At 48.6% G+C, this 15,002-nt stretch carries 12 protein-coding genes; 9 read left to right on the forward strand and 3 right to left on the reverse strand.

The annotated features are described in order from the left end of the window. The first annotated feature begins 30 nt into the window (after positions 1-30). From S2091_RS03330 to S2091_RS03350, 5 genes are all read left to right on the forward strand, one after another. On the forward strand, positions 31-2,103 hold the full coding sequence (locus S2091_RS03330) for an SPFH domain-containing protein (protein WP_105530375.1): 2,073 nt from the start codon (positions 31-33) through the stop codon (positions 2,101-2,103). 49 nt (positions 2,104-2,152) lie between these two features. Continuing rightward, entirely contained in the window at positions 2,153-2,605 is a 453-nt protein-coding gene (locus S2091_RS03335; protein WP_105530376.1) for a GFA family protein, read from the forward strand. Between the two features lie 23 nt (positions 2,606-2,628). Next, entirely contained in the window at positions 2,629-4,569 is a 1,941-nt protein-coding gene (locus tag S2091_RS03340) for a flavin monoamine oxidase family protein (protein WP_105530377.1), read from the forward strand. 92 nt (positions 4,570-4,661) lie between these two features. Beyond that, positions 4,662-5,048 carry a VOC family protein gene (locus S2091_RS03345; RefSeq protein ID WP_105530378.1) on the forward strand — a complete coding sequence of 129 codons (387 nt, stop codon included), beginning with the start codon at positions 4,662-4,664 and terminating at the stop codon, positions 5,046-5,048. A 394-nt stretch (positions 5,049-5,442) separates the two neighbouring features. Then, positions 5,443-6,003 (forward strand): DUF7010 family protein, encoded by a 561-nt coding sequence (locus tag S2091_RS03350; protein ID WP_105530379.1) that lies wholly within the window; start codon positions 5,443-5,445, stop codon positions 6,001-6,003. A gap of 240 nt (positions 6,004-6,243) precedes the next feature. On the opposite strand, the gene S2091_RS03355 is transcribed toward S2091_RS03350, so the two are convergent. Beyond that, on the reverse strand, positions 6,244-6,606 hold the full coding sequence (locus S2091_RS03355; protein WP_105530380.1) for a hypothetical protein: 363 nt from the start codon (positions 6,604-6,606) through the stop codon (positions 6,244-6,246). A 44-nt stretch (positions 6,607-6,650) separates the two neighbouring features. Further along, on the reverse strand, positions 6,651-6,932 hold the full coding sequence (locus S2091_RS03360; RefSeq protein WP_105530381.1) for an ADP-ribosyl-(dinitrogen reductase) hydrolase: 282 nt from the start codon (positions 6,930-6,932) through the stop codon (positions 6,651-6,653). Between the two features lie 856 nt (positions 6,933-7,788). Between S2091_RS03360 and prpB the strand changes: the two genes are divergently transcribed. From prpB to acnD, 3 genes are all read left to right on the forward strand, one after another. Then, positions 7,789-8,679 (forward strand): methylisocitrate lyase, encoded by an 891-nt coding sequence (gene prpB / locus S2091_RS03370; protein WP_105530383.1) that lies wholly within the window; start codon positions 7,789-7,791, stop codon positions 8,677-8,679. 46 nt (positions 8,680-8,725) lie between these two features. Continuing rightward, the gene (prpC, locus tag S2091_RS03375) at positions 8,726-9,877 is read left to right on the forward strand and encodes a bifunctional 2-methylcitrate synthase/citrate synthase (RefSeq protein ID WP_105530384.1); all 1,152 of its coding nucleotides are present in this window, start codon (positions 8,726-8,728) and stop codon (positions 9,875-9,877) included. A 294-nt stretch (positions 9,878-10,171) separates the two neighbouring features. Next, complete coding sequence (acnD, locus tag S2091_RS03380; protein ID WP_105530385.1) at positions 10,172-12,766, forward strand: Fe/S-dependent 2-methylisocitrate dehydratase AcnD; 2,595 nt, start codon at positions 10,172-10,174, stop codon at positions 12,764-12,766. A 672-nt stretch (positions 12,767-13,438) separates the two neighbouring features. Here the strand turns inward: acnD and S2091_RS03385 are convergent. Next, positions 13,439-13,681 carry a hypothetical protein gene (locus S2091_RS03385; RefSeq protein WP_105530386.1) on the reverse strand — a complete coding sequence of 81 codons (243 nt, stop codon included), beginning with the start codon at positions 13,679-13,681 and terminating at the stop codon, positions 13,439-13,441. A 68-nt stretch (positions 13,682-13,749) separates the two neighbouring features. On the opposite strand from S2091_RS03385, the gene prpF reads away from it, so the two are divergent. Continuing rightward, positions 13,750-14,961, forward strand: coding sequence for a 2-methylaconitate cis-trans isomerase PrpF (gene prpF, locus S2091_RS03390; protein ID WP_105530387.1), 1,212 nt, complete (start codon positions 13,750-13,752; stop codon positions 14,959-14,961). Positions 14,962-15,002 lie beyond the last annotated feature (41 nt).

Consider the following 15,002-nt stretch of genomic DNA (forward strand, 5'->3'; position numbering starts at 1 on the left):
GGCCAATGAAAATAAACAAAAAAGGTAATCATGGAAATCTTTGACGGCATTTTTAATCATGTTGGAATTATTGCGGGCATTTTCCTGCTTTTAATAGCAGCAATTTTCTGGAAATCAGCTCTTTCGTTGTTCGGCGTCATTATGGTGCCGGACGATTCGCTCGGTACGGTCACGAAAAAATTTGTTTTATTTGGAGCCAACCGCCGCATGCCAGACGGGCAAATTATTGCGCTGGAAGGCGAGGCCGGTTACCAGGCGGATACGCTGCCACCGGGTTTGCATATCGGCCTGTGGCCATGGCAGTACATTGTGGAGTTGGTTAAGTTTCAGACGATTCCACAAGGTAAAGTCGGGGTAGTTCAAGCCTGTGACGGTAAGCCTTTGCAAAAGGGACGGATTATTGCGGCCGACTGTGATTGCAACTTGTATCAGGATGCGCACGCTTTTCTTAAAAACGGCGGTCAACGCGGCCCACAAATGCGTGTGGTTCCACCGGGTACGTATCGGATTAATCCGCTATTGTTCACCGTAAAAATGTTCGATGCATTTGAAGTCCCATCGGGCAAACTCGGTGTGGTTGAAGCGCGTGATGGTGATGCATTGGGAACCGGTCGAGTGATCGCGAAAGGTGTGGATTGTGACTCGTATCAAGATCCGAAAGCCTTCTTTGAGCACGGCGGCCAGCGTGGACCGCAGTCGAAGGTGGTTCCTCCCGGTATTTATTACATCAACCCGGTTCTGTTCGATGTGCAATGCGTTTCCGTGGTTGACGTTCCTGATAATAAAGTCGGTATCGTCACTACCAGTGAAGGTAAATCTCTGGCAAAAGGAGAAATTGCTGGTGAGCAGATCGAAGGCCACAGCATGTATCAAGACGCTGATGCCTTCCTGATGAACGGCGGTCATAAAGGCTTGCAAGAACAGGTATTGCTGGCTGGGCGCTATTTTATTAATCCTCGTTTTGCGACAGTTGAGATTGTTGAAATGTCGATGGTTCCTATTGCCAATGTCGGCGTGGTTATTGCCTACGTCGGTAAGGAAGGTAAAGATGTGACGGGGGATGCTTTTAAGCATGGCAATTTAGTGTCAATGGGGGAAAAAGGGGTGTGCGTTACACCGCTTGATCCGGGCAAATATCCGATCAATCCGTATACCCATAAAGTCGTCACCGTGCCGACCGCAAACGTGGTGTTGAATTGGGCGACCAACAAAACTGAAGCACACAAGCTCGATGCAAACCTCAGCACTATCACGGTACGTTCCGCAGACGGCTTTAAGTTTAATTTGGATGTGTCGCAGATTATTCATATCCCGAGCAAAGACGCGCCCAAAGTCATTGCGCGTTTCGGCGACATGAGCGCATTGGTGACGCAAGTGTTGGAGCCGACCATCGGTAACTATTTCCGGAATGCGGCGCAAGGCAGCGATATTATCGACTTTTTGAAAAATCGTACCAAACGTCAGGACGAAGCACGCTTGGCTATTTCTGCCGCGTTAGTGGAATACAACGTGGGCGCGGTTGATACGCTGATTGGCGACATCGTGCCGCCAGACGATTTGATGCGCACGCTGACAGATCGGAAGATCGCCGAGCAAGAGCGGGTAACTTATGAAACCCAGCGTGAAGCGCAAGGTGTGCGGCAGGCACTGGAACAAGCTACTGCTCTGGCAAATACACAGGCTCACGTGGTTGATGCTGAACGTCGCGTGCAAATTGCCGAGTTTGAAGCGCAGGCGGCAGTGAAATCTGCTGAAGGTAGTGCTAAATCTAAAACCATTAATGCCCAAGCGGATGCCACTGTGTTACGCACCGTGGGTGAAGCCGAAGGTGCCAAAATTCTGGCAGTGGGTGGTTCTGAAGCGAAGGTTATTCAACAAAAAGTTGACGCGATGGATGCGGGTAATTATGCCGTAGTGCAGGTAGCTGAAGCGTTGGCTAAAGGCGGCATTAAAATTGTTCCGGATATTGTGGCTGGCGGTAACAGCGAAGGCGGCATGGGCGGCGGCTTGGTCAGTGTGTTGCTTGGTAACTTGATACGTGATCAGAACGATGCACGTAAGCATGTAGCTAAGGATGAAGTGAAACCTGGTTCAGCTAGCTAAGTTTTAATTAAGTTTTAATCTTCATCAGCTTGTAGGAGTCAATGTTGCCATGATCACGCATAATTTAAATGGGCAGTGCTACTGCGGTAATATCCAGTTAGAGGTTGGACTGACCAGCGCACCATTGGCCTACGAGCCCCGTGCTTGCGATTGCGATTTTTGTCGCAAGCATGGAGCTAGTTATATTTCTGATCCACAGGGATTTCTGCGGATTCATGTCAACGACGAGCACAACTTTGGCAAATATCGCCAGGGTAGTGAAGTCGCCGATTTTTTACTTTGCAGGAATTGCGGCGTTTTGGTAGCGGTGACTTTTCAGAGCGAAGGGCAGCTTTACGCAACACTGAATAGCAAGGTGATTGATGGCGAAGCGCATTTTGGAATGGAAAAAACAGCGTCGCCGAAAATGCTAGCCGAAAATCAAAAAACTGAACGGTGGAAAAAGCTTTGGTTTAGTAATGTTAGTATCTGTATCGATAAAAATAAGCAGAAAAATAATTGAATTAAATTCAAGGGACAAACAAGATGAATGACCGCGATAAATGCGAAGGCATCACCCGGCGTGATTTACTGCAAAGCCTCGCACTAGCTATATCGGTTCCCGGCTTGCTAACATCAGAACAAAGCGCCGCCCAAACCTCCACTTCCGCACAGAATATTCCTAACGCAGCCAGTACGGTTGCAACGCAGTTGCACGACGCAGTAAGCGATTATCCACCGGCACGTACCGGCTTGCGCGGCACGCATGTTGGTGCTTTTGAAGTGGCACATAATCTGCGCGATGGACATCAACCTTATCCGATTGAAGAGAGTGGTCAGCACTATGATCTGGTGATTGTCGGTGCCGGTATCAGCGGTTTGGCAGCGGCATGGTTTTATCGTCAACAGCGCCCTCATGCGCGTATCTTAATTCTTGATAATCACGATGACTTTGGCGGACACGCCAAACGTAATGAATTTAACCTGAATGGCGAACTTCATTTAATGAATGGCGGTACTCTCAGCATTCAAAGTCCACGCCCATACAGCGCTGTCGCTGAATCTCTACTTCGGTCTGTTGGCATTAATGCGCAAGTACTTAATAAGCGTATCCAGAATAGAAAATTTTACGAAAACCATGGCCTGACATCAGGCATATTTTTTGATACTGAAACGTTTGGGAGAGATGCTTTAATCCGCAAAGTAGCCGGTCATTCGTGGAAACAGGTTTTGGCGGACGCGCCACTAGGTCCACAGGCGCGCAAAGATATTGCACGTATCGAGGAAGATCACATCGACTATCTGCCGGGTTTAACTTCAGACCAGAAGAAGCAAAGATTGAGTGATATTTCCTATCGTGACTTCTTGTTGGATATCGTTAAAGCAGACCCGGAAACCATCAAGTTCTACCAACAGCGGACTCATGGCGAATACTGTATTGGTATTGAAGCAGTTTCTGCGCTGGATTGCTGGGGTTTAGATTTCCCCGGGTTTCAGGGCTTAGGATTAGCGCCCGGATCAATCCCGCGCATGGGGCCAACAGCTGGCGGCTTTGCCGATACGGAAGGCTCCGTTGACGTGCATTTACCCGACGGTGGCGCAACAGTCGCCCGTTCTCTGGTGCGTAGTTTAATTCCAGCGGCGATTCCCGGGCATACGGTTGAAGATTTAATTACCGCGCATGTCGATTACAGCATGCTTGACCGACCTGAGAATACATTGCATATCCGCCTTAATTCAATCGTGGTCAGTGCAAAAAATATGGCCGGACAAGAAGGCAAGCCAGATGCAGTGCGTGTTGAATATGTTACTGCCGAACGCGGTTATGCCGTGCACGCAACGCAGTGTGTGATGGCATGCTGGAATATGGTGATTCCTTATCTTTGCCCTGAACTTCCAGAGCCGCAAAAAGAAGCTTTAAAGTCATTGGCCAAAGCACCGCTGGTGTATGCCAGTGTGGCGATCAAAAATTGGAAAGCCTTTGAAAAATTAGGTGTTTCATCCATCTACTCACCCGGTGCGTACTTTTATAGCGTCTGGTTAAATGAATGGTTATCTATCGGCAAATACCACACGCCCCATTCTTCCGATCATCCTATCGTTGTGCACATGGTGCACACACCCTGCGAGCCCGGTCAAAATGGCACCGACCAACTCAGAATCGGACGAGCCAAGCTGTTAGCGACATCGCTAGAGACTTTTCAAATCAATATCCGTACACAGCTTGATGCGATGTTGGGTAAGGCGGGATTTGATTCGAGCCGCGATATTTTAGCGATCACTGTCAACCGCTGGCCGCATGGTTACGCCTTTGAATACGACCCGATGTTAGGCCCGCCCAATGCGCCCGGCTCAGAGCCGTTTGTCATCGGACGTCAGCGCTTTGGCTCGATTGCCATCGCCAATTCTGATTCCGGTGGGCTTGCGTATATGGACTCGGCAATTGACCAGGCACATCGCGCGGTTTCTGAATTGCTCAGTACTTAGCTCAGTAACGATTATTTGCTTTTCAATTTGAATTCAAGTAACGTTTATTTGCTTTTTAACTTGAACTGGCATTTCAACACAGGAGATTGCAAATGAAACGTGTTACTGGCATTGGTGGTATTTTTTTTAAAGCGAAAGATCCTGCGACCTTGCTTGCCTGGTATCGCAAGCATCTCGGGATCAATGCGGAACAGTGGGGTGGTACAGCATTTCCATGGACGAACCCGGATAAGCCAGTGGTAGATGGGAAAACGGTTTGGTCTGTCTTTGGCGAAGAATCCAGCTGCTTTGCTCCCAGCACCAGCCCATTCATGATCAATTATCGAGTGGAAAACCTGCATGAACTGTTGGCATTGCTCCGATCCGAAGGTTGCGCCGTTGACCCTAAAGTCGACGAATCGGAGTATGGAAAATTCGGTTGGGTAATGGATCCGGAAGGCAATCGGATTGAGCTCTGGGAACCTCCCGCATCAGAGTAACTTCCTTGCGAAGCAGAAATGTCGGGTGACACGATAAGTGAAATAATTGATGGAAATCCGCTAGGAATGAACTAGCGGATTTTTTATTGTGTACGGCTTATCCGACTTAGTAGGTTTCAAACCTAATGTTGCTATTTTTCAATTTTAGAGTTACTGTTTTTCGCTTAGTACTGACTGCAATGCGCAGGCGGATTCATCCGGTCATGATGTAGCTACCGTTCTTGAACATGACACTTTTTACGCCTATTTAGTACTGTGAATTTGCATAATATCGTCCCGTGCCCTGTCTATGCGCGGCTTTTGATGGATTGAACCAAATTACATATCCGCTGTGACTAATGCTTACCAGCTCCCGCTGTCTGTATAAGTACCAGTTAGATCGCAGGAGGAACTGATGAGACTATCTCTATCCGAAGTGCAACAAGAAGAGATGTGCCACGCATACTATGACGGCGCGCCAGGAATTCTAGTATCCGGCCTCGTTTGGATTGCCACCGCGCTTGTGTGCTATCTATTTGGGATAAACCAAGCCGTATGGACTCTGCTCGTAGGTGGTTCACTAATTTATCCAATTAGCGCCATTGTGACAAAGGCGGTAGGACGACCCGCGAAGACAAGCAAAGCCAACGCACTGAACCAACTTGCAATGGCATCGACAATATGGCTTATCCTCTGCTGCGCAATGGCCTATGGTCTTTTCCTTTTTATGCCAACGTTATTTTTTCCGGCAATGATGGTAACGATTGGAAGCCGCTACCTGATCTTTGCAAGTATTTATGGCAGATCAATTTTCTGGGTGATGGGAGTGAGCCTTATTGTCGCTGGCAATTTCGTCTTCTTCGCAGCGATCCCGCCTGTCGTTGCCGCAGGACTCGGTGGATTGATTGAGGTTCTATTTGCGGTCTTCGTGTTTTTAAAAGTATCCAAACCCGTCCATGTAGCCTGTAATAAGTAGATTCCGCTATGCATATTCATTGATAGGCATAACAGTATCTACGATTGCAAGTCATTTCACATTACAGGTTACGAGTTCGCAAAGTCAGAGAAATTTAAACAAGTCTAGCCATGACATAGCGTTTGATCAGAAAAAACTGCTCACTGCGACCCGAAGTCGCTTGCAAAAGTTGTTCCCACTTTGGAGGGAAAGCGCACACCTTTTTATGGGTGTGCGCTTGGTTTTCTACTTAGTCAAAAATTAGGCGTGAGCTTTATGTTTGCTGACTGCTGCTGAAAGGACTTCCAATTCAACCGTTGCTTGCTTTGACAGTCTTTCGATTTCCTTCGAATGCTCAAATGCGAGCTTCCTGAGTTCGGTTCGAGCAAATTCTGTCAATGCTTTGCGCATCAATGGCTGATAGCCAATTCCATACCTACCTGCGATTAACTTAAATTCCTCGATTAAATCATTCTGCAATCGGATTGATATGGCTTGCATTCCCATTGCCTCATCGACGGCCTTGGCTATCTCTGGTGGCGCTACTCTCGCGTGCTCGATCGAGCTTCCAAGTTCTCCGCTTTCCCATGCTTCAACCGTTCCTTCGATTTTCTTTTTACTCATGTTCTTACCTCCATTCTGGGGTATTTCCTTTCTAACTTACCTAGCTATGCTGCTTTATTAAAAGTTTTTATATCGCTTGGACGTGGTTCAAATGCTGACTTTAAAATCATATCGCTTCCCTTCAACATAAAAACGATTTTTAACATTCTGCCATTATCTGTTTCTGAGAGGAACCAATAAGTCGGCGGATTGGTTTTATGTTCTTCTCTGTCATCCATTAAATATTTGCCGCTCGTATTTCTAATGCATTCGCGAACTTCCACTTCGCTTACTTGGTGCTTTTCGCGTAATTTAACTCTAATGGGTGGATCAATGATTAGTGTCATGTCTTTCTTAACTATATGGTAGGTCGTTTCTTCGTATCATGGTTGGTTCCCTTATGTTGTATATACGATGATATGGCTATAAATAGTCAAAATCAAGGTATTTAGGTGATTTTGTGTATATACACTATTTGGATTTGTAACTGTTGTGGGCAATATCAGTGATATAGCTTTTGGCTAGGTTTCTGTTGCCTCGTTGCAAGACTGTAAGGTGTACAAGGTAGGGTAATGGGCCTCATCTTTTGCGCCGCATGGCAAGTGACACAGAATGGTGTAATACGCTACGCTTATTGACACCCAACTTTATATTTTTATTTATCATAAATTGATTGTCGAACGGCGGCAGTGTAGGGCTTCGACTGTTAAGTATGGGCACTCAGTCGACAATCGCGCTTTGAATCTATCAGGCAGTTATCCATTGCTAACCAGCCAGTGGCACAACCTTCTAAAAAACTCAAAACCGCTTTTTCATTAACTGCCACACAAATGACCGATTTTTTCATTTTATTCGGCACGCGAAAAATATTTAATGTCACGTTTAATGAAAAGCCCCTAATCATCAATAGCAGTGTTTTCAAGTTTAATGACACACAACAATAAGCTAGGCCTACGCCAACGGTAGCGGTGCAGAGCTGCTGCTATTCAAACGTACACCTCTGAAGTTTCATATTGTTTCAAAAAATGTTTCATTGAAACGGATCATGCAACAACGCCATCTGCCCGACACGCTATTCTTGAAAGTTGTGAAACGGCAGATAAGACACTAAGTGCTTGATTTCATTGAAACGTCATGTTGCAGCGTTATGCTGGCATGGCGTTTGCTATACAAGTAACAGTTTTTACCTTTTAGGAGTGGTTGATGAGTCATTATTCTGCTGGTGCTGCATTTCGTCGTGCCGTTAAAGAAGAAGCACCGTTGCAAGTTGTTGGCGCAATTAACGCCAATCATGCTTTGTTGGCTAAGCGGGCTGGTTTTAAGGCAATTTATTTGTCTGGTGGCGGCGTTGCAGCAGGTTCGTTAGGTTTGCCTGATCTGGGCATTTCCAATCTGGATGATGTGCTAACTGATGTGCGCCGTATTACCGATGTCTGTGATTTACCGTTGTTGGTGGATATTGATACCGGCTTTGGCGCTTCAGCATTCAACGTAGCACGTACCGTGAAGTCGATGATCAAATTCGGCGCGGCGGCAGTGCATATGGAAGATCAGGTTGGCGCCAAACGCTGTGGTCATCGCCCTGGTAAAGAAATCGTCAGCACGCAGGAAATGGTTGATCGGATCAAAGCGGCAGTTGATGCACGCACCGATCCTGAATTCGTGATTATGGCGCGTACCGATGCACTGGCGGTGGAAGGTTTTGATGCGGCGTTAGAACGTGCTCATGCTTACGTGGAGGCCGGTGCCGATATGGTATTTCCGGAAGCAATTACCGAGCTGGCGATGTACCAGCGGTTTGCAAGCAAATTGCAAGTACCGATTTTGGCCAATATTACCGAGTTCGGCTCTACGCCTTTGTTCACGGTAGACGAATTAAAGTCGGTGGATGTTGGTCTGGTGCTGTACCCGTTGTCAGCTTTCCGCGCGATGAATAAAGCGGCTGAAAATGTGTACAACGCGATTCGTCATGACGGTACGCAAAAGAATGTGGTCGACACGATGCAAACTCGGATGGAGCTTTATGAGCGTATTAATTACCATACGTTTGAGCAGAAGTTAGATGCCCTGTTTGCGCAGCAGAAATCTAAGTAAAACTATCGTTTTATCTAATAAATTTACGAACATTGAAGAGAACAGAATGACTGAAGCTACTACCCCGTTCAAACCGAAAAAATCGGTTGCTTTATCTGGCGTTACCGCTGGAAATACTGCTTTATGTACCGTTGGTAAAACCGGCAATGATTTGCATTATCGCGGCTACGATATTTTAGACGTGGCAACCACCTGTGAGTTTGAAGAAATCGCTCATTTGCTGGTACACGGCAAGTTGCCGAACCAGGCTGAATTGCTCGCCTACAAAAACAAGTTAAAAGCGTTGCGCGGTTTACCAGCGAGTTTGAAAGCGGCATTGGAATGTTTGCCAGCATCAGCTCATCCGATGGACGTAATGCGCACCGGTGTTTCTGCACTGGGTTGCATGTTGCCGGAAAAAGATGATCATAACCTGCCCGGCGCACGCGACATTGCTGACCAATTAATGGCTTCGTTCGGTTCCATGCTGCTGTATTGGTACCACTACAGCCACAATGGCCGTCGCATTGACGTGGAAACTTCAGACGATTCTATCGGTGGTCATTTCCTGCATTTATTGCACGGTGTGGCTCCTTCGGAAGAGTGGATCAGCGCCATGCATACTTCGCTGATTTTATATGCGGAACATGAATTTAACGCGTCTACTTTTGCTGCACGCGTAGTGGCCGGAACCGGTTCCGATATGCATTCAGCGATTGCTGGTGCGATTGGTGCGTTGCGCGGACCAAAGCACGGCGGTGCGAATGAAGTCGCGTTTGAAATTCAAAAACGTTATGACAATCCGGATGAAGCCGAAGCAGATATCAAAAAACGCGTGGAAAACAAAGAAGTTGTAATCGGTTTCGGTCATCCGGTGTACACCATTTCTGATCCGCGTAATAAAGTGATTAAAGAAGTGGCGAAACATTTGTCGCAACAAGCTGGTTCAACCAAGATGTTTGATATTGCCGAACGTCTGGAAACAGTGATGTGGGATGCTAAAAAAATGTTCCCGAATCTGGACTGGTTTTCTGCCGTGTCTTATCACATGATGGGTGTGCCAACTGCGATGTTTACACCGCTGTTCGTGATTGCCCGTACGTCCGGTTGGGCGGCACATATTATTGAACAACGTATCGACAATAAAATCATTCGTCCAAGCGCCAACTATGTTGGGCCGGAAGATTTGACTTTTGTGCCGATCAAGGATCGTAAGTAAAGTTTGATTTGATCAACGAAGGGCGCCCACGAGGGGTTAATTCTGTTCAGTTAAGCCAAAACTGTGTAACGTCATCCTCGCGTAGGCGGGGATCCAGTTGGCACGTAGTGCCATTAGTGTTCAATTTACGAGCTCCTGGATTCCCGCCTGCGCGGGAATGACGTTAATGAAGGCATGGCTTTGTAACTATTCTGTGTTTAACTGAACACCATTACCAACGAGGGACGCCCCTACAAAATATATAGAGTACCAATGCGCATCAACCCGGCCATTACCCTCTTACTGGATTAAGCCATGAACACTGCAAACCGCAAACCCCTACCTGGCACTAAGCTGGATTTTTTCGACACGCGTGCTGCGGTCGACGCAATTACACCCGGTGCTTACGACAAACTTCCCTACACTTCGCGCGTACTCGCCGAAAATTTGGTACGTCGCTGCGATCCCGCGACCCTGACCGATTCCCTGAAACAGTTCATCGAGCGCCGCCGCGATCTGGACTTTCCGTGGTTTCCGGCGCGCGTTGTGTGCCACGACATTCTCGGACAAACTGCGCTGGTTGATCTGGCTGGTTTGCGTGACGCGATTGCTGCGCAAGGTGGTGACCCCGCCTTAGTGAATCCGGTAGTGCCGACGCAACTGGTGGTAGATCATTCGCTGGCCGTTGAGTGCGGCGGTTTTGATCCAGACGCGTTTGCCAAAAATCGCGTGATTGAAGACCGTCGTAACGAAGACCGTTTCGACTTCATTAACTGGACCAAGAAAGCGTTTAAAAACGTTGACGTGATCCCGCCGGGTAATGGCATCCTGCATCAAATTAATCTGGAGCGTATGTCGCCGGTGGTGCAAGTGCAAGACGGCGTAGCTTTCCCTGATACCTTGGTTGGTACCGACAGCCATACACCGATGGTGGATGCGTTGGGTGTGATCGCCATTGGTGTTGGTGGTCTGGAAGCCGAAAGTGTCATGTTGGGCCGCGCGTCATGGATGCGTCTGCCGGATATTATCGGCGTTGAACTGACTGGTAAGCCGCAACCGGGCATTACCGCAACCGATACGGTGCTGGCACTGACCGAGTTCTTGCGCAAGCAAAAAGTAGTATCTTCTTACCTTGAATTTTATGGCGAAGGTGCGGCTAATTTAACATTAGGTGACCGCGCCACCATCGCCAATATGGCACCGGAATTCGGCGCTACTGCGGCGATGTTTTACATCGATGAACAGACCATCAAGTATTTGAAACTCACCGGTCGTGATGATGAGTTGGTGAAACTGGTTGAGCTGTACGCCAAAGAAACCGGCCTGTGGGCTGACAGCCTGAAAAATGCCGAGTACGAACGTGTGCTCAAGTTTGATCTGTCTTCCGTCGTTCGCACTATTGCTGGTCCATCCAACCCGCACAACCGTGTTCCGACCTCGGAACTGGCAGCGCGTGGCATCAGTGGCGTAGTTGAAAACGAAGCTGGTTTAATGCCGGACGGTGCTGTGATTATCGCCGCGATTACCAGCTGCACCAACACCAATAATCCACGCAACATGATTGCTGCTGGCCTGATTGCGCGTAATGCGAATGCACGCGGTTTAACCCGCAAGCCGTGGGTAAAGAGTTCGCTGGCACCCGGTTCTAAAACCGTCACGCTGTATCTGGAAGAAGCTGGACTAATGCCGGAGCTGGAACAACTCGGTTTTGGCGTAGTCGCTTACGCCTGTACTTCTTGCAACGGAATGAGCGGTGCGCTGGATCCCGTCATTCAGCAAGAAGTAGTGGAGCGTGATCTGTATGCCACCGCCGTACTTTCTGGTAACCGTAACTTTGATGGTCGGATTCATCCGTATGCCAAGCAAGCCTTTTTGGCCTCGCCACCTTTGGTGGTTGCGTACGCGATTGCGGGTACGATCCGGTTTGATATTGAGAAAGATATTCTGGGGATTGATGCCGCTGGCCATCCAGTAACGTTAAAAGACATCTGGCCGTCCGATGAAGAAATCGACGCTATCGTCGCTTCGAGTGTGAAGCCTGAGCAATTCCGCAAAGTGTATATCCCGATGTTTGCCAAGCATGCTGACGACGGAATCAAAGTCAGTCCGCTGTACGACTGGCGTCCGCAGACTACCTATATCCGTCGTCCGCCGTATTGGGAAGGTGCATTGGCTGGTGTGCGCTCCATGACGGGAATGCGCCCGTTGGCCGTGTTGGGTGACAACATCACTACCGATCATTTGTCGCCATCTAACGCAATTATGCTGGACAGCGCCGCCGGGGAATATCTGGCGAAAATGGGTTTGCCGGAAGAGGATTTTAATTCCTATGCTACTCACCGTGGTGATCATCTGACAGCGCAACGCGCCACCTTTGCCAATCCAACCCTGAAGAATGAAATGGTGCTGGAAAATGGCAAGGTTAAGGCTGGTTCTTTGGCGCGTTTGGAGCCGGAAGGAAAAGTCACTCGCATGTGGGAAGCGATCGAGACTTATATGGAACGTAAACAGCCGTTGATCATTATTGCCGGTGCAGATTACGGGCAGGGTTCTTCGCGTGACTGGGCGGCAAAAGGCGTGCGATTGGCTGGTGTGGAAGCGATTGCTGCGGAAGGCTTTGAGCGTATTCATCGTACCAATTTGGTTGGCATGGGCGTGTTACCGCTGGAGTTCAAACCGGGCGTGAATCGTTTGACTCTTGGTTTGGATGGTACTGAAACCTATGACGTGATTGGTGAGCGTACACCGCGTACTACGCTGACCTTGGTTATTAATCGCAAGAACGGTGAGCGTTTGGAAGTGCCGATGATTTGTAGGTTGGATACGGCGGAAGAAGTGTCGATTTATGAAGCTGGCGGCGTGTTGCAACGTTTTGCGCAAGATTTTTTAGAATCTTCTAAAGCGGCTTAGCTATCGGCAAATGCAAAATCGTCATCCTCGCGAAGGCGGGGATCCAGTGGCACGCAGCGGCTTCACCGCTAGACGTGTGAATTCCTGGATTCCCGCCTGAGCGGGAATGACGTTAATGGCTGGTAGCTAATATTAAGCACTGAGCTGATTAAATTTGGTGGTGTTGAAGTTGCTGTTGTCGTTGACGTTGATTTTGATTTTGACCTACCCCCACTTCTAGTTCGGCCGGTTATTTAACGGCAAAATGGATAAGAAAGGTTCGCTGTTTGAGCGTAGCGAGTTTCGAACTTTTCCCATTTTGCCGTTAAATAATCGGGGTTTCCGAAATAGCGTGGTCGCCTTTTTTGGGTTACCTTTTTTGGCGAAGCAAAAAAGGTGACTAGTCGCCGGTCTACCACCGGCCCTAAGCCTTAAATATGTAATTTCGGTTAAATAATATAAGTCTGTTCAATATCAGCTTTGAATTTTTAAATACGTCAAAACCAGTTGATTTACTGATGGTTTTTGAATTTGCTTTCGGAGTTGATTTTAGGCTTGTAGGTCGGGGGTAGCCCGACAGCTACCTGCCTTTTTTGCGTCGCCAAAAAAGGTAGGCCAAAAAAGGCGACCACGCTATTTCGGAAACCCCGATTTTTCCAAGAAAAAAAGGGAAAAGTTCGAAACTCGCTGCGCTCAGACAGCGAACCTTTCTGATCCTTTTTTCCTTGGAAAAACCGGCCGAACTAGAAGTGGGGGTAGGTCAAAAGCAAATTCAAAATCAACAGCAACGGCAACTGCAACAGCAACGGCAACAGCAACGGCAACTGCAACAGCAACTGCAACAGCAACGGCAACGGCAACAGCAACAGCAACAGCAACGGCAACGGCAACAGCAACAGTAACAGCAACAGTAAATTCAAAAGCACCACCAATCATTAACCAGCGCAGCACATAACATTAAATATTAACTAAGCTGCCAAACAAAACTAATTAGGAACCAACTCATGTCTCACCTTCCTCAAATAAAAATCCCCGCCACCTACATACGTGGCGGCACCAGTAAAGGCGTATTCTTCCGCCTGCAAGATTTACCCGCATCCGCCCAAATTCCCGGCGCAGCACGCGACGCCTTGCTGCTGCGCGTAATCGGCAGCCCTGACCCCTACGGTAAGCAAATAGACGGCATGGGCGGTGCAACTTCCAGCACCAGCAAGACGGTGATTCTGTCCAAAAGCAGTCAAGCTGATCATGATGTCGATTACCTGTTCGGTCAGGTAGCTATCGACAAAGCCTTCGTCGACTGGAGTGGCAACTGCGGCAACCTGTCAGCCGCGGTCGGATCGTTTGCGATTAGCGGCGGCTTAGTGGATGCAAACCGCATTCCTCAAAATGGCATCGCAACCGTTCGCATCTGGCAGGCCAATATCGCCAAAACGATTATTGCGCATGTGCCGATGACCAATGGGGAAGTGCAGGAAACCGGTGATTTTGAGCTGGACGGCGTGACCTTCCCAGCCGCTGAAGTACAGCTTGAATTCATGGACCCGGCAGCCGAAGAAGAAGGCGGTGGCGGAGCCATGTTCCCGACCGGGAATCTGGTGGATGATCTCGAGGTACCTGGCATCGGTACATTAAAAGCTACCATGATCAATGCCGGTATCCCTACAATTTTCGTGAACGCAGCAGACATCGGCTACACCGGTACCGAATTGCAAGACGCGATCAACAGTGACGCCAAAGCCTTGGCCAAGTTTGAAACTATCCGTGCCTATGGCGCAGTGCGCATGGGCCTCATTAAACATATCGACGAAGCAGCAAACCGTCAGCATACGCCGAAGGTAGCCTTTGTCGCGCCACCAGCCGCCTACGTTTCTTCGAGCGGCAAACCAGTCAATGTTGCTGACATCGATCTGTTGGTGCGCGCCATGTCGATGGGCAAACTGCATCACGCCATGATGGGCACCGCTGCCGTTGCCATCGGTACCGCCGCCGCAATACCGGGCACGCTGGTCAGCCTTGCTGCCGGCGGTGGTGAGCAGAATAATGCTGCACGAACCGCAGTGCGTTTCGGCCACCCTTCCGGCACGTTGCGGGTCGGTGCGCAAGCCAGTCAGGATCCGATCAGCGGAACATGGAGCGTGACCAAAGCCATCATGAGCCGCAGCGCTCGGGTGTTGATGGAAGGCTGGGTACGCGTGCCCGGCGATACGTTTTAAGTTGCTATTGATCGATGGTGTTGTGCTATGCTCCCGCAGAA

Source organism: Solimicrobium silvestre (assembly GCF_002976435.1).
GTDB lineage: Bacteria > Pseudomonadota > Gammaproteobacteria > Burkholderiales > Burkholderiaceae_D > Solimicrobium > Solimicrobium silvestre.

Coding starts and splice junctions, on each gene's coding strand:
- S2091_RS03330 (WP_105530375.1), top strand. CDS start 31: ATGGAAATCTTTGACGGCATTTTTAATCATGTTGGAATTATTGCGGGC.
- S2091_RS03335 (WP_105530376.1), top strand. CDS start 2,153: ATGATCACGCATAATTTAAATGGGCAGTGCTACTGCGGTAATATCCAG.
- S2091_RS03340 (WP_105530377.1), top strand. CDS start 2,629: ATGAATGACCGCGATAAATGCGAAGGCATCACCCGGCGTGATTTACTG.
- S2091_RS03345 (WP_105530378.1), top strand. CDS start 4,662: ATGAAACGTGTTACTGGCATTGGTGGTATTTTTTTTAAAGCGAAAGAT.
- S2091_RS03350 (WP_105530379.1), top strand. CDS start 5,443: ATGAGACTATCTCTATCCGAAGTGCAACAAGAAGAGATGTGCCACGCA.
- S2091_RS03355 (WP_105530380.1), bottom strand. CDS start 6,606: ATGAGTAAAAAGAAAATCGAAGGAACGGTTGAAGCATGGGAAAGCGGA.
- S2091_RS03360 (WP_105530381.1), bottom strand. CDS start 6,932: ATGACACTAATCATTGATCCACCCATTAGAGTTAAATTACGCGAAAAG.
- prpB (WP_105530383.1), top strand. CDS start 7,789: ATGAGTCATTATTCTGCTGGTGCTGCATTTCGTCGTGCCGTTAAAGAA.
- prpC (WP_105530384.1), top strand. CDS start 8,726: ATGACTGAAGCTACTACCCCGTTCAAACCGAAAAAATCGGTTGCTTTA.
- acnD (WP_105530385.1), top strand. CDS start 10,172: ATGAACACTGCAAACCGCAAACCCCTACCTGGCACTAAGCTGGATTTT.
- S2091_RS03385 (WP_105530386.1), bottom strand. CDS start 13,681: ATGATTGGTGGTGCTTTTGAATTTACTGTTGCTGTTACTGTTGCTGTT.
- prpF (WP_105530387.1), top strand. CDS start 13,750: ATGTCTCACCTTCCTCAAATAAAAATCCCCGCCACCTACATACGTGGC.